The sequence below is a fragment of the Ruegeria sp. BJ6 genome (assembly GCF_056537885.1).
In genome coordinates this window covers 15,617-38,770 of sequence record NZ_JBQFSG010000015.1, presented here as the reverse complement: position 1 = coordinate 38,770, position 23,154 = coordinate 15,617, and the positions used below count along the sequence as shown (strand labels likewise).

Annotated in this window: 20 protein-coding genes; 9 read left to right on the top strand and 11 right to left on the bottom strand. The window is 56.6% G+C overall.

Translation table 11 applies throughout. The features are described from left to right. Window positions 1-14: 14 nt before the first annotated feature. From ACR0D6_RS21390 to ACR0D6_RS21370, 5 genes are all read right to left on the bottom strand, one after another. Window positions 15-833, bottom strand: a complete 819-nt coding sequence (locus ACR0D6_RS21390; RefSeq protein WP_170657026.1) for an ABC transporter ATP-binding protein — start codon at window positions 831-833, stop codon at window positions 15-17. A 77-nt stretch (window positions 834-910) separates the two neighbouring features. Next, window positions 911-2,854, bottom strand: a complete 1,944-nt coding sequence (locus ACR0D6_RS21385; protein ID WP_480767046.1) for an AMP-binding protein — start codon at window positions 2,852-2,854, stop codon at window positions 911-913. 359 nt (window positions 2,855-3,213) lie between these two features. Further along, window positions 3,214-4,725, bottom strand: a complete 1,512-nt coding sequence (locus ACR0D6_RS21380; protein ID WP_480767028.1) for a tripartite tricarboxylate transporter permease — start codon at window positions 4,723-4,725, stop codon at window positions 3,214-3,216. Between the two features lies 1 nt (window position 4,726). Next, the gene (locus ACR0D6_RS21375; protein ID WP_170657020.1) at window positions 4,727-5,209 is read right to left on the bottom strand and encodes a tripartite tricarboxylate transporter TctB family protein; all 483 of its coding nucleotides are present in this window, start codon (window positions 5,207-5,209) and stop codon (window positions 4,727-4,729) included. A gap of 61 nt (window positions 5,210-5,270) precedes the next feature. Continuing rightward, window positions 5,271-6,254 carry a Bug family tripartite tricarboxylate transporter substrate binding protein gene (locus ACR0D6_RS21370; RefSeq protein ID WP_480767027.1) on the bottom strand — a complete coding sequence of 328 codons (984 nt, stop codon included), beginning with the start codon at window positions 6,252-6,254 and terminating at the stop codon, window positions 5,271-5,273. Between the two features lie 108 nt (window positions 6,255-6,362). Here ACR0D6_RS21370 and ACR0D6_RS21365 point away from each other — a divergent pair, with 108 nt between their 5' ends. From ACR0D6_RS21365 to ACR0D6_RS21355, 3 genes are read left to right on the top strand one after another with little or no spacing between them, the layout of a single operon-like run. Beyond that, the gene (locus tag ACR0D6_RS21365) at window positions 6,363-7,031 is read left to right on the top strand and encodes a response regulator transcription factor (RefSeq protein ID WP_170657015.1); all 669 of its coding nucleotides are present in this window, start codon (window positions 6,363-6,365) and stop codon (window positions 7,029-7,031) included. Then, the gene (locus ACR0D6_RS21360; protein ID WP_480767026.1) at window positions 7,024-8,388 is read left to right on the top strand and encodes a sensor histidine kinase; all 1,365 of its coding nucleotides are present in this window, start codon (window positions 7,024-7,026) and stop codon (window positions 8,386-8,388) included. The genes ACR0D6_RS21365 and ACR0D6_RS21360 overlap by 8 nt, the downstream gene beginning before the upstream one ends. Further along, on the top strand, window positions 8,367-9,374 hold the full coding sequence (locus tag ACR0D6_RS21355) for an ABC transporter substrate-binding protein (protein WP_480767025.1): 1,008 nt from the start codon (window positions 8,367-8,369) through the stop codon (window positions 9,372-9,374). Before ACR0D6_RS21360 ends, ACR0D6_RS21355 begins: the two co-directional genes overlap by 22 nt. 251 nt (window positions 9,375-9,625) lie before the next feature. On the opposite strand, the gene betI is transcribed toward ACR0D6_RS21355, so the two are convergent. Beyond that, window positions 9,626-10,273 (bottom strand): transcriptional regulator BetI, encoded by a 648-nt coding sequence (gene betI / locus ACR0D6_RS21350; protein WP_480767024.1) that lies wholly within the window; start codon window positions 10,271-10,273, stop codon window positions 9,626-9,628. 113 nt (window positions 10,274-10,386) lie between these two features. On the opposite strand from betI, the gene choX reads away from it, so the two are divergent. The 4 genes from choX to choV are packed head-to-tail and all read left to right on the top strand — an operon-like array spanning window position 10,387 to window position 14,133. After that, window positions 10,387-11,313, top strand: coding sequence for a choline ABC transporter substrate-binding protein (gene choX, locus ACR0D6_RS21345; protein ID WP_480767023.1), 927 nt, complete (start codon window positions 10,387-10,389; stop codon window positions 11,311-11,313). A gap of 17 nt (window positions 11,314-11,330) precedes the next feature. Continuing rightward, a complete protein-coding gene (locus tag ACR0D6_RS21340; RefSeq protein WP_480767022.1) occupies window positions 11,331-12,242 on the top strand; it encodes an alpha/beta fold hydrolase in 912 nt (303 codons plus the stop codon). Between the two features lies 1 nt (window position 12,243). Beyond that, window positions 12,244-13,077 carry a choline ABC transporter permease subunit gene (gene choW / locus ACR0D6_RS21335; RefSeq protein ID WP_480732330.1) on the top strand — a complete coding sequence of 278 codons (834 nt, stop codon included), beginning with the start codon at window positions 12,244-12,246 and terminating at the stop codon, window positions 13,075-13,077. A gap of 3 nt (window positions 13,078-13,080) precedes the next feature. After that, complete coding sequence (gene choV / locus ACR0D6_RS21330; RefSeq protein WP_480767021.1) at window positions 13,081-14,133, top strand: choline ABC transporter ATP-binding protein; 1,053 nt, start codon at window positions 13,081-13,083, stop codon at window positions 14,131-14,133. 221 nt (window positions 14,134-14,354) lie between these two features. On the opposite strand, the gene ACR0D6_RS21325 is transcribed toward choV, so the two are convergent. From ACR0D6_RS21325 to ACR0D6_RS21310, 4 genes are read right to left on the bottom strand one after another with little or no spacing between them, the layout of a single operon-like run. Further along, entirely contained in the window at window positions 14,355-15,458 is a 1,104-nt protein-coding gene (locus ACR0D6_RS21325; protein WP_480767020.1) for a dimethylsulfoniopropionate demethylase, read from the bottom strand. Window position 15,459: 1 nt separating this feature from the next. Further along, window positions 15,460-17,073, bottom strand: coding sequence for an AMP-binding protein (locus ACR0D6_RS21320; protein WP_480767019.1), 1,614 nt, complete (start codon window positions 17,071-17,073; stop codon window positions 15,460-15,462). A 16-nt stretch (window positions 17,074-17,089) separates the two neighbouring features. Continuing rightward, entirely contained in the window at window positions 17,090-17,899 is an 810-nt protein-coding gene (gene dmdD / locus ACR0D6_RS21315; RefSeq protein WP_155147812.1) for a methylthioacryloyl-CoA hydratase, read from the bottom strand. Between the two features lie 21 nt (window positions 17,900-17,920). Then, entirely contained in the window at window positions 17,921-19,684 is a 1,764-nt protein-coding gene (locus tag ACR0D6_RS21310; protein WP_480767018.1) for an acyl-CoA dehydrogenase family protein, read from the bottom strand. Window positions 19,685-19,796: 112 nt separating this feature from the next. On the opposite strand from ACR0D6_RS21310, the gene ACR0D6_RS21305 reads away from it, so the two are divergent. After that, the gene (locus tag ACR0D6_RS21305; protein ID WP_480767017.1) at window positions 19,797-20,810 is read left to right on the top strand and encodes an AraC family transcriptional regulator; all 1,014 of its coding nucleotides are present in this window, start codon (window positions 19,797-19,799) and stop codon (window positions 20,808-20,810) included. Window positions 20,811-21,009: 199 nt separating this feature from the next. Then, window positions 21,010-21,420 (top strand): PaaI family thioesterase, encoded by a 411-nt coding sequence (locus ACR0D6_RS21300; protein ID WP_170656979.1) that lies wholly within the window; start codon window positions 21,010-21,012, stop codon window positions 21,418-21,420. A 51-nt stretch (window positions 21,421-21,471) separates the two neighbouring features. Here ACR0D6_RS21300 and ACR0D6_RS21295 read toward each other — a convergent pair whose 3' ends face one another. After that, the gene (locus tag ACR0D6_RS21295; RefSeq protein WP_480767016.1) at window positions 21,472-22,866 is read right to left on the bottom strand and encodes a pyridoxal phosphate-dependent decarboxylase family protein; all 1,395 of its coding nucleotides are present in this window, start codon (window positions 22,864-22,866) and stop codon (window positions 21,472-21,474) included. Between the last annotated feature and the right edge of the window lie 288 nt (window positions 22,867-23,154).

The window sequence follows — 23,154 nt, the reverse complement described above, 5'->3', positions numbered from 1 at the left end:
TGTCTGTCAGGTGGTCAGTCATGCGACACACCCAGATAGGCGTCGATGACTTCCTGATTGTTGCGCACCTCGTCCGGGGTGCCGTCGCCGATCTTGCGCCCGTAATCCATCACGACCACGCGGTCGGACAGGTCCATCACCACGCCCATGTCGTGTTCGATCAGCGCGATGGTGGTGCCGAATTCGTCGTTCACGTCGAGGACAAATCGGGACATGTCCTCTTTCTCTTCCACGTTCATGCCGGCCATCGGCTCGTCCAGCAGCAGCAGCTTGGGTTCCGCTGCCAGCGCACGCGCCAGTTCCACGCGCTTTTTCAACCCGTAAGGCAAGCGCGATACCGGCGTCTTGCGGATGTGCTGGATTTCCAGAAAGTCGATGATCTTTTCGACGGCTTCGCGGTTTTCGGTCTCTTCCGCCTCGGCCTTGCCCATCCACAACGCCTGTTGCAGCACGTTGGTCTTCATATAGTTCAGGCGACCGGTCATGACGTTGTCCAGAACGCTCATGCCTTCGAAGAGGGCGATGTTCTGGAACGTCCGGGCGATGCCCTGCCGCGCCACCTCGAAGGGGCGCATCGGCGGGCGTTTGGCGCCGTGGAACCAGACCTCACCCTCCTGCGGGACATAGAACCCCGAGATCACGTTCAGCATCGAGGACTTGCCCGCGCCGTTCGGGCCGATGATGGCGCGAATTTCGCCTTCGCGAATGTCGAACGAGATATCCTTGATCGCCACCACGCCACCAAAGCGCAGGGTGATGTTTTTCATTTCCATCACCACGCCGCCGATCTTGCGGCCGTCTTCGGTGACATATCCTTCGGATGCATCCAGCATCGGTTACTCCCTAAACTGCGCGAAACGGGACGGTGGGCGGGGCGACGACCAGGGGTCGAGCGCCGTATCGCCGACCCTCATTCCGCCGCCACCTTGTGCTGTTCCACCGGAACAACCGGCGCATCGACGATATCCAGCGTGGCGCTGATCGAGCCCTTGCGGCCATCCTCATAAGTGACCTCGGTTGTGGTCGAGATGGTGTTCGATCCGTCGTAAAGCGCCGCAATGATGTCCGCGTATTTATCCTCGACAAATCCCCGGCGCACCTTGCGGGTGCGGGTGATTTCCCCGTCATCGGCATCCAGTTCCTTGTGCAGCACCACAAACCGATGGACCTGACAGCCAGACAGCATCGTGTCTGCCGCAACCGAGCGGTTCACCTCCTCGACATGGCTTTTGATGGTTTCGAGCACACGCGGATGCCCGGCCAGTTCTTGATACGAGGCATAGGCAATGTTGTTGCGCTCGGCCCAGTTGCCGACCGCCGTCAGGTCGATGTTGATGAAGGCGACGCAACGATCCTTGCCATTGCCGAACAGCACAACTTCGAGGACGTCGGGATAGAACTTCAGCTTGTTCTCGACATATTTCGGCGCGAACATCGACCCGTCGGCCATTTTGCCCACGTCCTTGGCGCGGTCGATGATCCGCAGATGTCCGCTGCTTTCCTCGATAAAGCCCGCATCGCCGGTCGCGACCCAACCTTCGGGGTCTTTGGTCGATGCCGTCGATTCAGGGTTGTTATAATATTCGACGAACACGCCGGGCGAGCGATAGTGGATTTCGCCCTTGTCATCGATCTTGATTTCCACATCCGGCGACGGAACGCCCACCGTGTCGGCGCGTACCTCGCCATCGGGCTGAGCGGTGATAAAGACCGTCGCTTCGGTCTGGCCGTAGAGTTGCTTCAGGTTGATCCCCAACGACCGGTAGAAATCGAAAATCTCCGGCCCGATCGCCTCACCTGCGGTATAACCCACGCGAAATCGGCTGTACCCCAGCGTGTCCTTCAGCGGTCCATAGACCAGCAGGTTGCCCAGCGCGTATTTCAGGCGGTCGCCAAAACCCACGTTCTTGCCGTCCAAAATCTGGCCGCCGACCTTCTTGGCATGGGCCATGAAGTGATGGAACATGTTGCGCTTTAGCTTGCCCGCATCTTCCATGCGGATCATCACGTTTGTCAGCTGCGTTTCAAATACGCGCGGCGGGGCGAAGAAATAGGTCGGCCCGATCTCGCGCAGGTCGGTCATCATCGTGTCGGCGCTTTCGGGGCAGTTCACGCAGAACCCGCACCAATAGGCCTGACCGATGGAAAAGATGAAATCGCCCACCCATGCCATCGGCAGGTAGGACAAGATATCCTCGTTCCGGGTCAGATGATCGAATTTGGCCGAATTCTTTGCGCTTTCGATGACGTTGCGGTTCGACAGAACCACGCCCTTGGGCTTGCCCGTTGTTCCGCTGGTATAGAGCATCACGCAGGTGTCGTCATAGGTGATGTCGGCGATGCGCTTGTCCAGTTCCGCATCGAACCGCTGATGACCGGCGTTGCCTTCGGCCATGATGTCATCAAGCGCGTTCATCTGGCTGTGGTCGTATTTCCGCATCCCCCGCTTGTCGGTATAGAGGATGTGCTTGACCTGATGCGCGTTCTCCTGAATCTCGATGACCTTGTCGACCTGTTCCTGATCGCCGCAGACGACGTATTTCGCCCCGCAGTGTTCCAGAACATAGGCCATTTCTTCGGCGACCGAGTCCTGATAGAGCGGCACCGGAACCGCGCCCACCATTTGCGCCGCGACCATCGACCAGTAATGCGCCGGGCGGTTGCGCCCGATAACTGCTACATGGTCGCCCTTTTCAACGCCCAGTTCCAGAAACCCCAGTGCAAGCGCGCGGACTTCGCTGGCGGTTTCAGCCCAGCTCCAGCATTGCCAGATGCCGAATTCCTTTTCCCGATAGGCCGGGGCATCCCCGAACTGAGCCGCGTTGCGATGAAGCAGCGCCGGAAGGGACTGCATCCCTTCGGCGCCCGACTGCGTCTGAGCCAATGTCTTTCTCCTCCCCATCCCGGCCGGTTACTGGCCGGAAACGATCGCGTATGCGATTCCGTCCCGATTAGGGACAGGCCAAACGTTGAGCGTCAACTTTTTCCTGATGTTTTCCCAAATGTTACGAATTGTAACAGCGTCGATGAATCACCGGTTTAAATGGTGAAAGCCACACGAACCGGACCCAACCGTCATAGTTGGGATAGGATCAACGTAAACGTTCGGCATCAGACAGTGTCCCAAGCCGAACATTCCTTTTGCGATGAAAATTGAACCAGAGCTGACGACGGTACGACGACATTAGCCGCTTTCAACGCGGCCCAAAGCGCTTAATCGCCCTCGGCAACACCTTCCGCCCGGGCCTTCGCGCGCCTTGAGCGATAACTCGGCAGCACGACCAGAATTGCAGCGATCACCAGAAGCGCCAGCGTCATCGGCCGCTCCCAAATGAACGCAACGCCATCATAGAGTTGCATGGAACGCGCAAAATTGTCCTCCATCATGCCGCCCAGGATGAAGCCGATCAACAGCGGAGCAAGCGGGTAGTCAGCGAACTTCAACGCAGTGGCACAGATTCCGAAGCCAACCAACAACAACAGTTCGGTCGCGTTGTTCTGCCCGATATACGCCCCCATCAAAGTGAAAAACAGAATGAACGGGATCAGGTAATTGCGCGGTACCGCAAGAACCTTGGCGATGTAGGGGATCAACGGAAGATTAAGGATCAGAAGTATGAGGTTGCCGATGAACATCGACATGATGACGGCCCAGAAAATCTGCGGCTCGTCGACCATCAAACGCGGCCCCGGCGTAACGTTCAGGGCGATGAGCGCACCAAGCAGGATGGCCGTGGTACCCGAACCGGGAATGCCGAGCGTCAGAAGCGGGACGAAGGAACCGGTACAGGCAGCGTTGTTGGCGGTTTCGGGTGCCGCAAGACCCTTGATCGAGCCTTTGCCGAATTCATCCTGTTCGTGTTTCGGCGCGATATTGCGTTCCACAGCATAGCCAAGGAAGCTGGCGATCGTGGCACCGGCACCAGGCAGTACCCCAATAAAGAAACCCTGCAGAGATTGCCGTCCGATCACAGGCGCGATGGCCTTCGCTTCCGGACCTGTGATGCGGAGGTCTTTGATCTCACCATCGTCACCTTGAAGGTCTTTCGGTTTCAGAACCAGAAACAGGGCTTCCGGTAAAGCAAACATTGCCATAGCGAGCGTGATAAAACCAAATCCGGACTGCAAATCCATGATGCCCATGGTGAAACGGGGAAGGTTGAACAGCGCGCCTTCACCTACGGTCGCCATGATCAGTCCAAGGATGGTCATGATCATCGCCTTGGCGACCTGACCGGTGCCCGCAAAGGCTGCAATGGCGGAAAGCCCCACCACCATCAGGGCGAAGTACTCGGCTGAGTGAAACAGAAGCGCAACAGAAGAAAGCGCGGGTGCAAATATCATGAGGAGCAATGCGCCAATCGTGCCACCTGCAAAGCTTGCTATGGCAGCGATCGTCAGTGCCTTACCCGCCTTGCCTTGTCGCGCCATCGGGTAGCCGTCAAAACTGGAGGCGACGGTGCCAGCGACGCCCGGCGCGTTCAACAGGATCGACGAAGTCGATCCACCAAAAATCGCGCCATAGTAGACACCTGCCAACAGAATGAGAGCCGCCGAGGGATCGCCCATAGAAATGGCAACGGGGATCATGATGGCGATGATCGACATTGGCCCCAAGCCCGGAAGCATTCCGATAAAGGTGCCGATGAGGCAGCCTGCGATAACCATCAGCAGATTTTGCAGGGACATGGCCGTTGTGAGGCCGATCCACAATCCTTCAAGCATGTCAGCCTCCGAAAAAGCCCGGCAGAGGGCGCATGTAGATTCCAAGGACTTCCTGAACCAGATACCAAACACAAAGCGCAGCAATCAGGGCGACAGGCAGCATGATATGCCATTTACGCTCGCCCAGAATGAATGAGCCAAGGATCAGAAACGCCGATGTCGCGGTGAGGAACCCCAATGGGCGCAGGCACAGCGCATAGACAACCATCAGACCCAGAAGCAAAAGTGCCTGCCCGAGATGGTATTCCGTCAGGCGGCGGTAATCGATGTCCGCCTCTTTCGGTTCGCCTTTCTCAAATCCCAGAAGGATGACAAGGGTGGCGAGTATTCCGAGAACCGACAGCACTTTTGGAAATGTGCTGGGCCAGATGGGATTGCGTTTCATGAAGGGGGCAAGGCTACCATCCATCGTGAACCAAGCCGTATAGCCATAGGTGAGGCAAACGCCGAGCAATACCAAAGCAATCCAACGGTCCAAAGCCATTTTGTACCCCTTCCTGAAGTAGATGGGTCAGAACGGAAGCCCGCTCTGACCGGAGCGCTTATCAGAGGAAGCCGAGCTTCTTCATCAAGTCGCCGATGGCCTTTTCCTGCGCTTCGAGGAAGATCAGGAAATCATCACCTGAATTGTGAATGTTGACCCAGCCGTTGCGGGCACGTACCGCTTCCCACTCGGGAGTGTCATACATTTTGGCGATGGCATCCTGGTACATGACCAGCTTGTCATCCGGCAGTCCGGGCGCCGCAAAGAACCCGCGCCAATTGACAAATGTGGTGTCGATACCTTGCTCTTTCATCGTCATCGCGTCAGGAGCGGCATCGACGCGCGCGTCGGAGGTTACGCCGATGATTTTCACTTCACCCGCTTCGGCCAGATCGACAGCTTCCGAGAAACCGGTCGACAGGGCAGCGATTTCACCCGACAGCAAGGCGGCCATTGCCTTGCCGCCCGCATCATAGGGGATGTATTTCAATGCCAGCGCATCCTTGCCAGCCGCTTCCATCACCATGGCAGCAACCAGATGGTCCATGCCTCCCGGCACCGAGCCGCCGCCGATGGCGGTCGTGCGTGGGTCCGCGTCATATGCAGCAATCAGATCAGCCATCGAGTTAATCGGGCTGTCCTTGCCTACGACTATTGCCGCGTAGTCGCCTATTGTGCCCGAGACCAACGTCAGGTCGCGGAAGTTATGCGGGAATACACCCGTCAGTGACCGGATCACGATGGGGGTCGAGTTGACCATCAACGTGCCATGGTTGCTGTCAGCATTTTCGATTAGGTAACCGATGGCCTTACCGCCGCCGCCACCTGACATGTTCTCGTAAGACGCCGTTCCGACGAGCCCGGATTCGGTCAGAGCCTCGCCCGTGCCCCGGGCGGTGCCATCCCAGCCACCACCCGCGCCACCGGGGATCAAGAAGTGGATGCTGTCAAGAACCTGGCTGTCATCAGCCACAACGGGCCCTGACATACCAAAGGCGGCAGCAGCCGCAATAAAAGCCCGACGGCCCAGTTTGAATTTCAACATTTCGTCCTCCCATTTGACAATTGTCCGCGTGGCGGTTCAGTTGATGAGGAAGAAATCACAACAACCTGACACTAACCTGTCACACAGAGAAATTCGTCCGGAGAGGCGATGAAGTTCCTTCTGATTGAAGACAACCAGGATCTCGCCAATGCTATCGCGTCGCGGATGCGACTGGATGGTCATGTCATTGATCACGCAGATAAATTGGAAGACGCTTCGGCTTTTGTTGCGACCGGAGAATACGATCTTATCCTGTTGGATATCATGCTTCCGGATGGCGACGGTCGCACGTTTCTGCAAAAGCATCGTGCCAGTGATTTCGATACGCCAGTGATTGTTCTGACCGCCCGCAGTCAGATTTCAGATCGAATCGGTTCGCTCGATCTTGGCGCAGATGACTATGTCACCAAGCCCTTCGACCACGCCGAACTGGAGGCACGCTGCCGGGCCGTATTGCGCCGAAGATCCGGCAATGCGAAGACAACAATAGAGGTCGGTGGCATTGTGTTCGACCCGGTTGCAGGCCACCTGACTGTCGGGGGTGAGGCCGTCACCTTACGCAACCGCGAACTGCGTCTTCTGGAATTGTTCCTTAATGCTCCGGGGCGAATCTTTTCGAAGCACAAACTGGCCGACCGATTGTTTTCCTTTGACGAAGATGTTTCGGAGAACGCGATAGAGGTTTACATCGGGCGTCTGCGCAAACATCTGAAACCCTCGGATCTGAGGATCACCACATTACGCGGGCTGGGCTATCGGTTGGATCAAGATGAATAGCCCTATTGTTTCCGGATCGCTCAGAAACCGGTTGATGCTGACGCTGATCGGGGGGGCGGCAGTTCTTGCGTTGCTTTTGTTCTTCGCCGTTCGAAACTTTGCCGTACAGGTCGCCCAACAGGGACAGGACAACATCCTCGACGCATCGCTAACATCGATGCTTGATGCAGCCGCCATCCGCGATGGCGTGGTTGAACTTGATCTACCTTATTCCGCGTTTTCGATGCTGAGCACGCCAGCGGATGACCGCGTTTTCTATGCCATCCTGCAGGACGGAAAATTCCTGTCGGGCTACGAGGATTTGACGTTTTCCGAAAGCTCCTCGGATAAAAGTCCGACCTTCCAGTCCAGCCAGATACGCGGGGCGGATGTTCGAAAAATCAGCGCAAGTCGCACCTTGATCGGTGCGGACAAGCGGACGGAAATCCAGATCATTCTCGCTCAAACGCAGGACGCCCTGTCTGATACACTTAACCAGATATCGCGCAACGCTGCTCTGTTGGGCGTGGGATTTTTTGCCCTCGCCGCAGCGCTTTCGTACTGGGCCACCTCGGCAACTATTGGTCAATTGGGCAGGCTTACAAACTCAGTTACACGTCGAGGGCCACAGGACCTGAGCCCTTTCGGGCAACCGGTCCCCCAGGAAATGGCGCCATTGGTAACGTCTCTAAACTCTCTGATGGGACGTCTTGATCATTCCTTGCGCCAATCGGAAGACTTCATTGCCGAGGCGGCGCATCGCGTTCGCACACCGCTTGCGACCGTTCGGTCTTATGCTGAAGCGACGTTACAGCGCGTCGACAAGGAGGAAAACCGCGAAGCCATGCGGTCCATGGTAAAAGCCATCGATGAAAGCTCTCGCGCCGCGGGTCAGCTTCTGGATCATGCGATGATCACGTTCCGGGCAGATCATCTGGTGCGGGAAAATATCGACCTTCTTGAGTTGGTACGCGATCTGGTTGTGCGAATGATGCCGATCGCAGAAATGAAAGATCTTTCGATCTCGTTGCAGGGAGACCCGGACGTTCCTTATTCAGGGGATCCCATCCTGATCCAGAATGCCGTACGGAACCTGATCGACAACGCGATGAAATACGGACCCGCTGAAAGCTCCATCGAGATCATGGTTTCCGCAAAGCCAAGGCCTCAGATAGCTGTCTGCGATAATGGTCCCGGCTTTCCATCGCACGAGATCGAAACCTTGACCACGCGGTTCCAACGTGGGGAAAATTCGAAGGACACAATTGGATCCGGCCTGGGATTGACCATCGCGCAGGATGTTGCCACGGCCCATGGTGGCAGGCTTGATCTTTCGAACCGACCGGAGGGTGGCGCATGCGTAACCTTGTTGCTTTAGTCCTGATTTTCTTGTGCCATGCAGGTTGGGCGCAGGAGTGGGAAGATCGGCAAGTTTTCAACGAAGCTGGGGCAACGACCTCGCTGCGCATAATCTCGAGTACGGACACAGAACTGTTTGCACCGCTGATCGAGACATTTGTTGCCGCAAATCAGGATGTCGCCATCAAGTATCTGGTGACCGGAACAGCGGATATCGACAGACGCATCAGAAAGACACCCGAGGCGTTCGACATCGCGATCTCCAGCGCCATGGATTTGCAGTTGAAACTCGCAAATGACGGGTTTGCCCTGGCATTGGAAGGCGTCTCTCATCCGTCATGGGCGGAATGGCGGCAAAGCCTGTTCGCCTTCACCTCCGAGCCCGCTGGCATTGTCATCAACCGAGCCGCTTTCGTCGGGATGCCGATCCCGCAGTCTCGGCAAGAGCTGATCGAGGCGCTGCGCGCCCGACCGGAGGTGTTTCGAAACCGGGTCGGTACCTACGACGTGCGCGAATCGGGGCTAGGCTATCTTTTTGCGACACAGGACGCGCGGGCTTCTGAGACTTTCTGGAGACTCATGGAAGTGATGGGCAGCCTTAATGTGCGCCTTTATTGCTGCTCGGGCGAGATGATCGACGATCTCACCGATGGGACAATTGCCGTCGCGTACAATGTTCTAGGCAGTTATGCCGAAGCTCGCGCCGAACACCAGAATACACTTGAGATCGTGTTACCTTCCGATTTTCCAACGACGATGATGCGGACAGCATTTGTCGTAAGGACCACCCGGGAACCGGAAGCCGCCGAAAGTTTCATCCGACATCTGGTCGCGTATCAATCTAATCCAAGCGATAGCAGACCATCGTTGCCGCCGCTCCAGGGAAGGGGGCAAGGTAGTGAACGTGCAACCATTGCATTGGAACCAGCTCTGATGACGTTTCTTGATACGCTGAAGCGAAACAAATTCCTTACCGAATGGGAAAACGCGCTTATCCAGAATTAGGGCGGCATTGCGCGTTGGGAATTTCGATTTCAGTCATTGTGTGATCCTGCAGCGTCACACAAGATCGGCTCTGAGCGGAAATCGGATGCTTTGCGGCATCAGAAGGCAAGTGGGTCTGAAAAAACTCAGAGCGACCCAAAGCTGCCGCTCGCAATACCTATGCAATGCTGCACCGCAGGTCGCCAAAGTGGACGACAATAGGCGGGTCTACATCTGCTTAATACAGTGGTTGTTAAACCGATTTTTATTGTTCACATTTTTGCAGTGACTGCAGCGGCGATAGTCCTCATCTTCTCTTTTGCCGCCCGCCTATTTTCATCATCCGAAAAGCTCTGTTCAATGACAGTTTCGATCTGATTCATTGCTTCGTCTCGGTTGAGCCCTCCAATTTGCAAACCGCAGCGCATCCATAGCCCGTCAATCAACAGACTAACCGTATGTGCGCTGATTTGAGCCTTTGCCACATCGGCTCCTGTCTCCTTTAGCGCCGAAAAGAGGTTGCTGTGCAGGCGGTGATAAATCGCGTTTTGCAGGCGTTGGAATTGAGGGTTGTGCGGAACCTCAGCGCACATGGCGATCCATCCATGGGCAACTTCAGGTCTGAATGTGGTCGGAGAGAAGTTCGCCTCGACAATGGCATAGAAGCGTTCCCAGGGCGTTGAGGCCAAAGACAGGAAGGCAACCGCCTCTTTGCGCAGCGTGGCATTGGCACGGCGCATGGCGGTTTCGATCAGGGCCTGTTTGTTCGAAAAATAGTGCAGCACGCTGGCCTTGGAGGCGCCGGTATGCTCGGCGACACGCTGCAATGTCGTCCCTTGCATACCGTGTAAGGACAGCACCTCGAACGCGGCGGCGGCAAATTCTTCGCGGCGAATTTCCGCAATGCTCTTTCGTCCCATCAGGCCCTCTTTTTGACCGCAGGATAGATTTTGTTGACTCTACGGTCAATTTAAACATACGGTCCGTTTATTGACCCTAGGGTCAGTATTTAGACCATCGGGAGGATTTACGAATGAAAACGGCACTCCGCAGCGCAACCATGGCCTCCGTACTGGCCGTTTGCGCCCATCAAGCCGCCGCCAATTGTGACACCGTGCGTATGGCCGAGCCGGGCTGGACCGATCTGGCCCTGACAACCGGTGTCGCGAGTACTGTTCTGGAGGGGTTGGGATATACCCCGGAAAGCGATGTTCTGGGCATTCCGGTCATCTATGAATCGATGGTCGGCAACGATCTGGATATATTCCTGGGCTACTGGGACCCGGCGATGGAAACCTATTATCAGGCCTATCGCAATACCGGCGACATCGAGACGGTGCACCAGAATCTGGAAGGCGCGAAATTCACCTTTGCGGTGCCGAAATATGTCTACGAAGCGGGCGTGACCGATTTTTCGCATCTGGTGGAAAACGCCGACAAGTTCGACAGCCAGATGTATGGGATCGAGCCGGGGTCGAACGACATCATGCTGGACATCATCGCCAAGGACGCCTTTGGTCTTGGTGGCTGGAAAGTCGTGGAAAGTTCCGAGCAGGGAATGCTGTCGCAGGTAAAGAAGAACCAGCGCAAAGAAGACTGGATCGTCTTCCTGGCCTGGGCGCCGCACCCGATGAATACTCAATTCGATCTCGAATACCTGACCGGCGGTGACGATTTCTATGGCCCAAACTTTGGTGGCGCGACGGTGCACACACAGGTGCGCAAGGGCTATTTGGACGAATGCCCGAATATCGGCAGGCTGATTACCCAGATGACCTTTGACATTCCGATGGAAAGCGAAGGCATGGGTTACATCCTCGAAGAAGGTCTGGATCCCAACGAGGCAGGGGCCAAGCTGTTAAAAGCTCATCCGGAGTATCTGGACACTTGGCTTGATGGCGTAACCACCAAGGACGGTGGGAACGGTCTGGACGCCGTGCGTGCGCATCTGGGTCTGTGATGACGATGGGGCGAAAGATGCCGGTGACAAAAACCATCGCCGGAAAGTGCCCCATCCATATTGAGATACACGGCCACATGTTCGCGCCGTGCATCGTCATGATCTTGGGGCTTGGAATGCGTGTCGCGGAATGGCCCCGAGAGCTTCTGGACCGGCTGTCGCGTGATTTCCATCTCATCTGTATCGAGAACCGCGACATGGGCCAATCGGGCCGATGTGGGCCGGATGTCGATGAAGCAGCTGTCGAGGCATTGTTTGATCCGGACACAAAAACTGTTCCTTACACGCTCTTCGATATGCGCGATGATGTTCTGCGCTGTATCGACGATTTGGGAATCGACCGGTTTGCCGTGGTTGGCTTCTCCATGGGCGGTATGATCGCTCAAGTGGTTGCTGCAAAAACTGGCGACCGGGTAAGTGGGCTAGTGCAGATTTGCTGCAGCGCGGGTGAGGCAAGAATTCCGACCCAAGACAAATCCTGGGATCGGTTTCTGCGTACCGTGAAACCCTTTGACACCGAACAGGAACTCGCAGACTGGCTGGCCGAGGACCTGATCTGGTGGTCAGCTCCGACACCCTTGTCTCAATCCGATGCCCGCACGGCGGCATTGGGCATGGTCACCGGTGGGTTCTCTTCTGGCGGCTACGCCCGGCAACTTCTGGCGTTGAATGGCTCTGGCAACCGGCAAGAAGAACTGAGCAAAATCAAAGCCCCGGCGCTGGTGATCGGAGCCGCGCAGGATCGTTGTATCGATCCGGACAGCTCGCGGCGTGCACATGCATTGATCACCGGGTCCGAGCTTTTCTTGTGCGAAGGGATGGGTCACGCGCTGGACCCAAAGGCGATGCAGAAGCTGGAAGGTTGGTTGAGGGCAACGCTCCTCCCGCAACTTGAGGTCACCGTGAAACATGCAGAAGGGAGGACCTGATATGGAATGGCTTGAATCCTACAAAATTCCGATCGGCCAGTGGGCAAAGGTGTTTGTCGACTGGCTGACCGACAACTTTTTCTGGCTCTTTGATGGTCTTTCGGCAGTGCTGGAGGCTATCATTCTGGCCCTTCTGTGGCTGCTTCAGGCGCCGAATGCCTTTGTCGTCATAGCGGTCATCACAGTGCTGTCCTGGGTTGTGCGCAAATCGGTCGGATTTACAGTATTCACTGCGCTTGGCCTGCTGTTGATCGTCAATCAGGGCTATTGGGTAGAAACCACCGAGACGCTGGCGCTGGTCCTTGCCGCGGCCGTTGTCTGCATGGGTGTTGGTGTACCGCTAGGCATAGCCGCTGCACGCAAGCCGTGGCTGTATCGGGTGATGGAGCCCATTCTGGACTTGATGCAGACAATCCCGACGTTCGTCTATTTGATCCCTGCTCTCATTCTGTTTGGCCTCGGTATGGTGCCTGGCTTGATCGCCACGGTGATCTTCGCAATCCCGGCACCAATCAGGTTGACCCATCTCGGCATCACCTCAACCCCCACCGCGCTGATTGAGGCGGGCAAAGCCTTTGGCTCGACCCCGCTGCAACTGATGTGGAAGATTGAACTGCCCTATGCGCTGCCGCAGATTATGGCCGGTTTGACCCAGACCATCATGCTGTCGCTGTCCATGGTGGTGATCGCGGCCCTTGTCGGCGCGGACGGCTTAGGTGTTCCGACGCTTCGGGCGCTGAACTCGGTGAACATTGCCAAAGGCTTTGAAGTCGGCATCGCCATCGTTCTGGTCGCTATCATCTTCGACCGGATGTTCAAAAGAAGGAGCGCGTAACTGATGACAGACACAATGGTACGTTTTGACAATGTGAACATCGTCTTCGGCAACGATCCCAAGACAGCACTACCGATGATGGATCGGGGGATGTCCCGCGCCGAGATTCAGGAAAAGACTGGGCAGGTTCTGGGCGTTCATGACTGCTCGATTGACATCAAGAACGGCGAGATATTGGTGCTGATGGGCTTGTCCGGGTCCGGCAAGTCCACCCTGCTGCGCGCCGTAAACGGGCTGAACCCAGTTGTGCGCGGCAAAGTCGAAGTTAATACCGGCAATGGACTGGTTGACGTGGTTCAGGCCAATGCGCGTGACCTGCGCGCCATCCGCCGAGACCGTATCGCCATGGTGTTCCAACAATTCGGCCTTTTGCCCTGGCGCACCGTAATCGACAATGTGGCCTATGGGCTGGAGGTGGCCGGAGTCGACAAGGAAGAACGCTATCGGCGTGCCCGCGAGCAGCTGGACCTGGTGCATCTTGACGACTGGGCCGACCGCAAGGTTCAGGAACTCTCAGGTGGCATGCAACAAAGGGTAGGTTTGGCCCGCGCCTTCGCGACCGAGGCCCCGATCCTGCTGATGGATGAGCCGTTCTCAGCTCTGGATCCATTGATCCGCAACAAGCTGCAGGATGAGCTGCTGGAGTTCCAGCAAAAGCTGGGCCGGACCATCGTCTTCGTCAGCCACGATCTGGATGAAGCGCTCAAGATCGGATCGCGCATCGCCATCATGGAAGGTGGTCGGATCGTGCAATGCGCCGAACCGCAGGATATCGTTCTGAACCCGGCGACGTCCTACGTGGCCGAATTCGTGGCGCATATGAACCCGCTAAACGTACTACGCGCTATGGAAATCATGGTCGAGAACACCGGTTCCATCCCCGCCGACGCTCGCACGATCACGGACAAGACACCGCTGAAGGATATCATCTCGATGCTGATCGAAGAACAGAGCGATATTGTTGTAACAGATGCAGATGGTGTGGTCGGCAAAATCGATATCAAGGCGGCGCTGACTTGCCTGCTGCGCACTCAACAAATCGATGTGGCCGCTTAACTGGATTGCGACTGATATCTGACTGGCGTGTTTTTCTCTGGTCCTGAGATTTCGGCAATGATCGCTCTTGCCCACTGCGACCAGTTATCAATGGCATCTTCGCACCGGAAGGCCGCAGCCAGCTTCAAACGGACATTCAAAACTGGGCTTTGCAGCTTCCAAGGATCGCAAAAAACAGCCACTAAACAACGAGAATGTATGTTGGCTTTTAGAAGCCCCGGCTATTTCCAGAACGAACTTTGCACCTCGGCCACCCGATTACCGGTTGGAGTCCGCACTTCAAGTTTCGTACCAGCGTCCCAGTGACCAGTATCGACCATGCCAATAGCAACATTGGTTTCAAAATCCGGTGACCAGGCAGCGGAAGTGACTTGGCCTACCTGCTTTCCACCGTCGAACAGAGGCCAAGCCGAACGAGCCGGGGGAACGGGATCTCCTGGAATGGAAATCGCGCGAATCTGACGGGTCGGGCCAGTTTCAACTTCGCGAGCAAGTGCTTGCTTGCCTATGTGGTCACTGTCCTCGCCCGGTTTGCAGAATTTGCCCAAACCACACTCCAGTGGTGAGTTTTCCATTGTCATGTCGTTGCCATAGCTCAACAGCCCGCCTTCGATCCTTTCGATCAGGTTTGGACATCCCGGGCGCACATTCAGATCAGCTCCGGCTTCGAAAAGGGCATTCCACAGTGGCATACCGTAGGCACCGTTCTCGACATAGATCTCATAGCCGCCCTGTTTCGAGTAGCCAGAGCGTGCCACCACAAAGGACGTATCCTGAAATGCCAGCCGCTTGTAACGGAAGAAGCGGATATCCAGAACCTCTTTGCCAAAGATCCGCGCCATCAGGTCATCCGACTTTGGTCCCTGAACAGCCAATGGCGAGACGTCTGGTTCGAACACCCGCACATCCATGCCTGCACCGACGGCCAAACCCTTAATCCACAACAGCAGATCGCTATCGGCGATTGAGATCCACCAGCGATCTTCACTATGTTTAATCGCGACCGGATCGTTCAGCATGCCGCCGTTTTCATCGACGATTGGTACGTAATAGCACTGGTCGTCCTGCATTTTCTCCAAATTGCGAGGGGTCAACCGCCGCATCAGGCGACCAGCATCCGGGCCATTCAGTTCGATCTGGCGTTCACAAGACACATCCCAAACCTGAACATGAGATTTGAGATGCCGGTAGTCGGCCTCGACACTCTCGAAAACCGTCGGCAGCAGCATCCGGTTGTAAACGGTGTAGGCGATAACGCCTTTGTCTTCGACGCCCTCGGAAAAAGGTGTCTGGCGCAGGCGGCGGGATTGGGACAGCAGGCGCATTTCAAAGGTCCATTGCTTTGGCGCGATCCCGAAGCTGGAACTTCTGAATCTTACCGGTGGAGGTTTTGGGAAGAGTTTCGAAGACGACGGCTTTGGGTGCCTTGAACCCGGCCAGATGCTCGCGGCAGAAGGCTATGATCTCGTCAGATGCTGTTTCGGCACCTTCGCGCAATTCGACAAAGGCGCAGGGGACTTCGCCCCATTTTTCGTGCGGCATCGCAACCACGGCGGCGGCCTGTACGGCCTCATGCCGGTAGAGTACTGCTTCGACCTCGACCGAAGAGATGTTTTCTCCGCCGGAAATGATTACGTCTTTCAGGCGGTCACGTATCTGGATGTAGCCGTTTTCATGTAAGACAGCGCCGTCGCCGGACCAGAACCAACCGTCCTCAAAAGCTTTCGACGTGGCCTCAGCGTCCTTGTAATACCCCGCCATCACCGTGTTGCCCCGAATGGCGATTTCGCCCTGTGTAACACCATCGCGTGTTACGGGTGTGTCGCTGTTACGGTCGATCACCGTGACCTCTTCGACCATCGGAAAGGCGATGCCTTGCTGCGCTTGCAATTCAGCTTGCTCCGCTGGACTGAGTTGGTCCCAGTCATCCTGCCAAAGACACTGTGAGATATGGCCGTAGGTCTCTGTCAGGCCGTAGACCTGCATGACATCCAGCCCCATCGAGCGGGTTTTTTCCAGTACCGAAGGTGGCGGCGGGGCACCCGCCGTCAAAACGCGGATTGCAGGATCGAATGGGGCCGCGTCACTCTCGGCTTCGGCCAGCATTTGCAACACGATGGGCGCCGCGCCAAAATGAGTTACGCCATGGGCGCGGATCGCGCCTAGAATACGGTCTGCCGCTGGATTACGGGTAAAGACGACCGTTGCGCCAAGCATGGCCATCAACCACGGGTGCCCCCAGCCGTTGCAGTGGAACATCGGCACCACTGACAGATAGACCGGGTAAGGCGGCATCTGCCAAGCCGTCCCTGTGCCGAGCGCCATCAGATAGGCCCCACGATGGTGATAGACAACGCCTTTCGGGCGACCGGACGTACCGGACGTATAGTTCAACGCAATGGCATCCCATTCATCATCGGGCAGTTCTATTGGTAACGGTGTGGCTTCGGTCAACGCATCGTAGGTTTGACCGCCAAGGCTCACACCCTTAACCGCAGGATCGACGATCTCGACCACTGGCAAGGATCGACCGAGCAGATCAAAAGCTTTGGACAGAAGCGGTACAAGCTCCTGATCCACGATCACCAATTTCGTGTCCGCGTGATTCAGAATGTAGGCGATAGTTTCCGGTTCCAGCCGTGTGTTCAGCGTGTTTAGAACCCCACCCGTCAGTGGTAGGGCAAAGTGCAACTCAAAGAGTTCCGGGACATTCGGGCTCAGCACCGAAACAGTATCGCCCTTCTGCACTCCAAGTTCGACCAGACCACCGGCCACAGCACGAATGCGGGTTGCAGTTTCGGCCCAGGTTCTTTGAATGTCGCCATAGATCACCGCCGTACGCGCGCCGTGCAGGTTTTCGGCGCGGCGCAGGAAGGATATCGGCGACAAGGGCACATGGTTGGCCCGCGTCTTCTGAAGAGCTTCGAATTGCTGACGCATCCCGGTTCCGCCTGATTTAGCTGTTGGGCCGCACGCGAGCGGCGGTTTTGTTTGCAAAGGCTTCCAGGCGCTCACGGGCTGCAGGTTGGGTGTTGACCACTCCGCCCACCACAGCTTCGGCATAGGCTGCATCCATGCCGGACATGTTGTTCAGGTGGCTGATCGCAGAGCAGATGGCAAAGTTGGTCAGCGGCAGGTTCTGTGCAATTTGTTCTGCCAGCTCCATCGCCTTGGCCATGCTGCCGCCATCTTCCGTGATGTATTGCGCCAATCCCAGATCAACGGCCTCTTGCCCCTGATAGACGCGGCCAGTCAGGATCATGTCGATCATGCGGTACTTGCCGATCATGTCTGAAACACGGATTGTCGCTCCGCCACCGGTGAAAATCCCGCGCTGGCCTTCGGGCAGCGCGAAATAGGTGCCCGGGTCGATAACCCGGATATGAGCCGCGCTGGCCAGTTCCAGACCCCCGCCCACAACCGCACCGTTGAGTGCAGCGATGATCGGCACACCGCCGTACTCCATCTTGTTGAACGCCTCATGCCAGCGCAGGCAGACATGCATGAAGTCATCAGGGCTGCGGTCAGCTTTCCAATGCTCAACCAGATCAAGACCCGCGCAGAAATGGTTGCCTTCACCGGCAAGAACCACAGCTTTGACACCGGCCATACGGGCACCGCTGAAAAAGCGGATCAGTTCCTCGATTGTGGCCACATCCAGCGCGTTGCGCTTTGAAGGGCGGTTCAAAGTTACGACGTACAGGCCGTTCTCACGCTCTGAAATCGCGAGGCTTTCGTAAGTGTCAGGGTTCACGACATCATTCATGGGTCAGGTCCTTTCGAGGGATTATTCGGCAAAAGCCGCATCAAGCAGGCTGCGCGAGCCGTACAAAATGCGAGTGTGTTCGGTCATGCATTCAGGCAAAATGTGCTGCGCAAAGAAAAGGGCGGTGGCAATTTTCTGGGACATGAATTGCGTATTCTGTCCAGCATCCAGCGCAGCCTGCGCGGCTAACGCACCCTTCGCCAGCTTCCATCCCGCCGCCAGCGTACCCGCCAACATCAGGAACGGGACCGAGCCCGCAAAGGCTGCATCGATGTCCTTTCGGCTGTTTTCCAACAACCAATCCAATGCGGTTTCAAACGCGCCGCGCGCCTGTGCAAGACTAGTGCTGATAGCTTGCGCTGTTGCGTCACCTTCGGCCAGTTCCGCTTCGGTTGCCTTTATCCGCGCTGCAAAGCGGCGGGCAGTTTCGCCGCCGTCGCGCATTACCTTGCGTCCCAGAAGGTCGTTGGCCTGAATGGCGGTGGTGCCTTCGTAAATCGGCAGAATGCGTGCGTCGCGGTAATGCTGCGCGGCACCGGTTTCCTCGATAAAGCCCATGCCGCCATGGATTTGTACGCCCAGCGAGGCGACCTCAACTGCACGTTCCGAGCAGAAACCTTTGACCAACGGAACCATGAATTCGGCCAGAGCGGCCATCTCCGGATTGTCTTGATGATGTGCGATGTCCAGCAACCCTGCGGTCGCCGCCGCCATGGCCCGACCGCCTTCTGTCAGGCTGCGCATCCGCATGAGCATACGGCGGACATCCGGGTGTTCGATGATGGCGACTGCATCTTTGGCCTGACCATTCACCGGACGGCTTTGTACCCGCTCGCGTGCATAGGCCAGAGCACGTTGGTAGGCCCGCTCAGACGTTGCAATACCTTGCACTCCAACGGAGAACCGCGCTGCGTTCATCATGATGAACATGTATTCCAACCCGCGATTTTCATCGCCGATCAAGAATCCCGTGGCATCTGTGTATTCCAGCACTGCCGTCGGGCTGGCGCGAACACCCAGCTTGTGTTCGATGCTCACGCAGTTGACCGTATTTTCGGATCCTACCGTCCCATCCGCTTCCACAAGCTTCTGGGGCACGATGAACAGGCTAAGCCCCTTGGGCCCGGCAGGTGCGTCGGGTGTACGGGCCAATACCAAATGGATGATGTTCTCGGTCAGATCATGAGCGCCATATGTGATGAAAATCTTCGTACCTGAGATGCCATAGCTGCCATCCGCACGTTGCACCGCCTTGGTCGCCACGCGCCCCAGATCGCTGCCCGCTTGTGGCTCCGTCAGGTTCATCGTGCCGGACCAGCGCCCGGCAATAAGCGGTTCAAGGTACATGGCTTTCTGATCGTCCGAACCCGTCAGCAGTAGTGCCTCGATGGCCCCATCGGTCAGAAGTGGGCAGAGACCAAAGCTCATGTCGGCAGCATTCAGCATCTCTACTGCCGCAGCACCGACAGTTCGCGGCAATCCCATGCCACCGTATTCCACCGGGTGGGTCAGGGCCTGCCAACCCATCTCGACGAACTGTTCATAGGCGTGCGCGTCACCCTCGGGCATCGTCACGCGCCCGTTGTCAAACCGAGCCCCCAACGTGTCTCCTATATGGGACAAAGGCGCGATCTGCTCACCGCAGAACCTGGCATAGCCTTCCAGCACGGCGCCAATATCCGCCAGGTCGTAGTCTGAATACACTGGCAACGATGACACCTGCTCCCAATGAGACAGGTGTTCGACACAAAACATCAAATCTTGAACGGGCGGCTGATAGGACATCCGGGGCTCCCTCGCGGAAACTATGGTTTTGCGTCATCTATCTGCCGATTGGATTGCCGTTAAGCTCATCTTTTGCCAAAATACTATCCGATTACGCCAAACAGAGGCCTTAATGACCAGCCAAGATCCTATCTCTCTGACGACCGTATCAGCCGCATTCATTCAGGATTGGCTGGGTGCGCTTAGGTCTCGCTGCACCCCGGAAGAGATGGCTTCGCTGCTGGAACGCTCTGGTCTTCAAACCACTCCGATGACACCAACCCAACGTGTCACGCTCAATGAAATTACACGGCTTTATCAGCTTGCCGCGCCTGAGACCGGGGACGAAATGATGGGGCTCTGGAGCCGCCCGATCCGACCCCGCGCCTTGCAGCATCTCGTGACGGTGCAGCGCGGGGCAAGCAGCCTGACCTCGGCTCTCTATCGGTTCTCGACGTTCTGGAACCTTATTCTGGATGACTTCTATTTTGACTTGCGGAACGATCCGGAAGAGGTGGAGCTGGCCTTGGTGCCTTATTCTGGTGACACCCAACCACAGCGTTTCGGTCACATGCTGATCCTGAAACTGGCGCACGGGCTACTATCGTGGCTCAGTGGTTCAGAGACACCGGTGCAAACGGTTTGCTTTTCCTTTTCCCGTCCGGAATTTGCTGCGGACTATTCGGTCGTCTTCCCGTGCCCAGTCGAGTTTGGCGCCCGACAAACCAGTATTCGCTTTGCCCCACGCCAATTCACCCGCCCGATCACCCGCAGCCCCGCCGAGGCATCCGTATTCCTTGAACGCGCACCGCTCGATTGGATATTTACCGGCTCGCGCGCCCATACAAACAGTCTTCGCGTCCGGGCCTTTCTTTACGGAGCGACGTGGCAGACTTGCCAGCTTCCAGATGCTGCCCGGGCTCTAAAAATGACGCCTCGGACCCTGAACAGGCGCTTGAAAGACGAAGGAACATCCTTTCAGGACATTAAAGATGCCCTACGCCGTGACATTGCGATCCGGTCACTTCAGCAAAGCACGGACAGTATAGATCAAATCGCGTTTGACACAGGCTTCTCGGCCCCAGCGAACTTTCACAGAGCCTTTCGAAAATGGACAAACCGGACGCCGGGATCATACCGGATGTGAGCTCGAGTTACGGACACACAGTGTACGTTAACAGGCTACCTACGAAAGACGCCACAAACTGATGCTTTGCATTCTGCGTCGCAGTGTCTGCAGCCAGCGCTTTTCATCACCACGCCCCGGTAAGGCCAAATGCGCAAGTTCTGGGTCGAATTCAGGTTTTTCAGATGCGAGCATGCTCTTGCCACTGAAAGTTGAGAGTATGGAAACGAACATCAGACAAAAACTGGCTGAGAACAAGTGGAAGGGCGAAATCGGCTTTACCATCGAAAGCCGCGAGCCGGAACGCGTGGTTGCCAGAATGCCGGTAACCGAAGCCGCAAAGAATCCGTTTGGGACGATGCACGCTGGCGCCCTGATCTGGTTTGCCGATATCGCAGCAACCTTGTGTGCCATCGGCGACCTGGACAGCATTGGTGAAGACGGGTCGGGTTTCCCGCTCGCCGTTGATCTTCATACGGTCTTGTCGGGTAACGAAAAGGCGGGCGATCTGATTGCAACCTCCACAACGGTCAAACGCGGCGGCACGCTCATTGTCATTCGCACCGATGTTCGCGGCGACACGGGGCGGCTGTTGATCGACATGACAACTACGCATCTGCGCGCCGGTTGACCAATTGGATAGGCGCCCGCGGTACTTGCGGCGGGCCCGCATTTCCTTGCCTCAAAGTGTCGTCAGGAAAGCCGTCAACTGATCAATGGTCGCTTCATCCGTGCGTCCATTGGTAACGCAGGCCCGCAAAACCGGTTTTCCCTCGAACATCGCCTTGGAAATCCAGAACCGGCCATCTTCATGAACTGCATCGACATAACGTTGTACAGCGTTGTCCCCTTCCGGCGGAACCATGCAACTCACCCCCATGAGAGACCGGTTTGCCTCCGTCCAACCTGCCTTTCTAAGGTTTTCCGTGAACCGGTTGGTCAGGCGAATTGAGCGTTCAACATGGTCTCCGTAGCCGTCCCATCCGGCAGCACCAAGGGCGAGGAACAGGCGCAACCCCACGAAGCGGCGCGACCACTGGTTGGAATTCACATAGAAATCCTTGGCCGCCTCGCTTTCCGGCATGTAGCTGGCCGAAATCCGGAAAACTTGGGCCGGTATGTCGGGGCGTGAGGTCAGGAACATGCCAGCCCCCATCGTGGTGGCGAACCATTTATGGGCGTCAATCGTGATTGAATCCGCCTGTTCAATGCCATTCAACGCCGACCGTCCTGCCGTGCTGGCAATCATCGCGCCACCCCAGGCCGCATCGACGTGAAACCACATGTCATGCTCTTGCGCCAGAGTGCTGCAATCCTTGAGTGGGTCGATCATCCCGGCATTCGTAGTGCCAGCCGTGGCCACGATCAGGACCGGGACGCATCCGCTTTTCAGATCCTCATCAATGGCGGCCGCCAGACAACCCGCGTCCATCTGCCCTTGACCGTCGGTCGCGATCAATCGAACGGCGTTGCGTCCAATGCCCGCTGAATGCGCCATCTTCAACCATGCAAGGTGGCTTTCCTTCGAGACGTAAATCGTCGGCTGACCACCGAACACATAGATGCCCTTGTCGCTGTACTCCGGGCATTTGGCCTGCAAGGCACATAAAACAGCCGTTGAATTGGCCTCGGCCCCACCACTGGTGAAATGCCCCCCGGCCCCCTTGGTAAGCCCGGCGCGCCGGGCCAGTTCATTGATGACATGTTGTTCGATTTCGACAGCAGCAGGCGCATGAGAATACACACAGATTTGCGGATTGAAGGCTGATGCAATCCGATCCGCACATTCTGCGGCAAACGTAGGTGCCGGATTGAACAGGCCGAGATACCCCGGATGCGTCATCTGCACGCTGCCAGTGTCGAGCGCATCAATCACCCAGTCCATCAGCGGTTCAAGGTCTTCTGCTTGGTCAAACCGTTTGGACTGCAGCTCTTCCAACCAGTCAGGCGTCAACTCAGCCGAGGTGGCCTTGCGACTGGTATAGTTGCGGCGTGCCTGGCTCAAACGTTCAGTCAACGCGTTTTCCGCATCCGTTAACTGATCAAAATCCGGGAAGAGTGCGTCGCGTCCGTGCATCGGGAAATCCTGTGATTGTTCAGTGTGAAACTACCCACACTGAATTGGCACTTCGACCCGAAACATGCGGTATTCACGGGGCTATCATTCCAAGGTTTCTATCCAGATGTGAAGCAAAGACGGCTTTCGGCTCATTGCTGCCATTCGGGCAACGCGGCGAAGCGGGAGGCACAGCCGGGGCGATTCACACTCTTATACCTGTCACTGAGTTCCGCTTCGAAAAACTCTCACCAAAATTTCGTGGACCGCTCCAAGTAGTTGTCCATAGAGCAACGTGGTTCAATTTCA

Excerpts from the sequence above, each read along its gene's own strand:
- ACR0D6_RS21370 (WP_480767027.1), bottom strand. The coding sequence starts at position 6,254 with ATGTTGAAATTCAAACTGGGCCGTCGGGCTTTTATTGCGGCTGCTGCC.
- ACR0D6_RS21390 (WP_170657026.1), bottom strand. The coding sequence starts at position 833 with ATGCTGGATGCATCCGAAGGATATGTCACCGAAGACGGCCGCAAGATC.
- ACR0D6_RS21300 (WP_170656979.1), top strand. The coding sequence starts at position 21,010 with ATGGAAACGAACATCAGACAAAAACTGGCTGAGAACAAGTGGAAGGGC.
- choV (WP_480767021.1), top strand. The coding sequence starts at position 13,081 with ATGACAGACACAATGGTACGTTTTGACAATGTGAACATCGTCTTCGGC.
- ACR0D6_RS21320 (WP_480767019.1), bottom strand. The coding sequence starts at position 17,073 with ATGCGTCAGCAATTCGAAGCTCTTCAGAAGACGCGGGCCAACCATGTG.
- ACR0D6_RS21380 (WP_480767028.1), bottom strand. The coding sequence starts at position 4,725 with ATGCTTGAAGGATTGTGGATCGGCCTCACAACGGCCATGTCCCTGCAA.
- ACR0D6_RS21365 (WP_170657015.1), top strand. The coding sequence starts at position 6,363 with ATGAAGTTCCTTCTGATTGAAGACAACCAGGATCTCGCCAATGCTATC.
- dmdD (WP_155147812.1), bottom strand. The coding sequence starts at position 17,899 with ATGAATGATGTCGTGAACCCTGACACTTACGAAAGCCTCGCGATTTCA.
- ACR0D6_RS21355 (WP_480767025.1), top strand. The coding sequence starts at position 8,367 with ATGCGTAACCTTGTTGCTTTAGTCCTGATTTTCTTGTGCCATGCAGGT.
- choX (WP_480767023.1), top strand. The coding sequence starts at position 10,387 with ATGAAAACGGCACTCCGCAGCGCAACCATGGCCTCCGTACTGGCCGTT.
- ACR0D6_RS21295 (WP_480767016.1), bottom strand. The coding sequence starts at position 22,866 with ATGCACGGACGCGACGCACTCTTCCCGGATTTTGATCAGTTAACGGAT.
- ACR0D6_RS21375 (WP_170657020.1), bottom strand. The coding sequence starts at position 5,209 with ATGGCTTTGGACCGTTGGATTGCTTTGGTATTGCTCGGCGTTTGCCTC.
- choW (WP_480732330.1), top strand. The coding sequence starts at position 12,244 with ATGGAATGGCTTGAATCCTACAAAATTCCGATCGGCCAGTGGGCAAAG.
- ACR0D6_RS21340 (WP_480767022.1), top strand. The coding sequence starts at position 11,331 with ATGCCGGTGACAAAAACCATCGCCGGAAAGTGCCCCATCCATATTGAG.
- betI (WP_480767024.1), bottom strand. The coding sequence starts at position 10,273 with ATGGGACGAAAGAGCATTGCGGAAATTCGCCGCGAAGAATTTGCCGCC.
- ACR0D6_RS21305 (WP_480767017.1), top strand. The coding sequence starts at position 19,797 with ATGACCAGCCAAGATCCTATCTCTCTGACGACCGTATCAGCCGCATTC.
- ACR0D6_RS21325 (WP_480767020.1), bottom strand. The coding sequence starts at position 15,458 with ATGCGCCTGCTGTCCCAATCCCGCCGCCTGCGCCAGACACCTTTTTCC.
- ACR0D6_RS21360 (WP_480767026.1), top strand. The coding sequence starts at position 7,024 with ATGAATAGCCCTATTGTTTCCGGATCGCTCAGAAACCGGTTGATGCTG.
- ACR0D6_RS21385 (WP_480767046.1), bottom strand. The coding sequence starts at position 2,854 with ATGCAGTCCCTTCCGGCGCTGCTTCATCGCAACGCGGCTCAGTTCGGG.
- ACR0D6_RS21310 (WP_480767018.1), bottom strand. The coding sequence starts at position 19,684 with ATGTCCTATCAGCCGCCCGTTCAAGATTTGATGTTTTGTGTCGAACAC.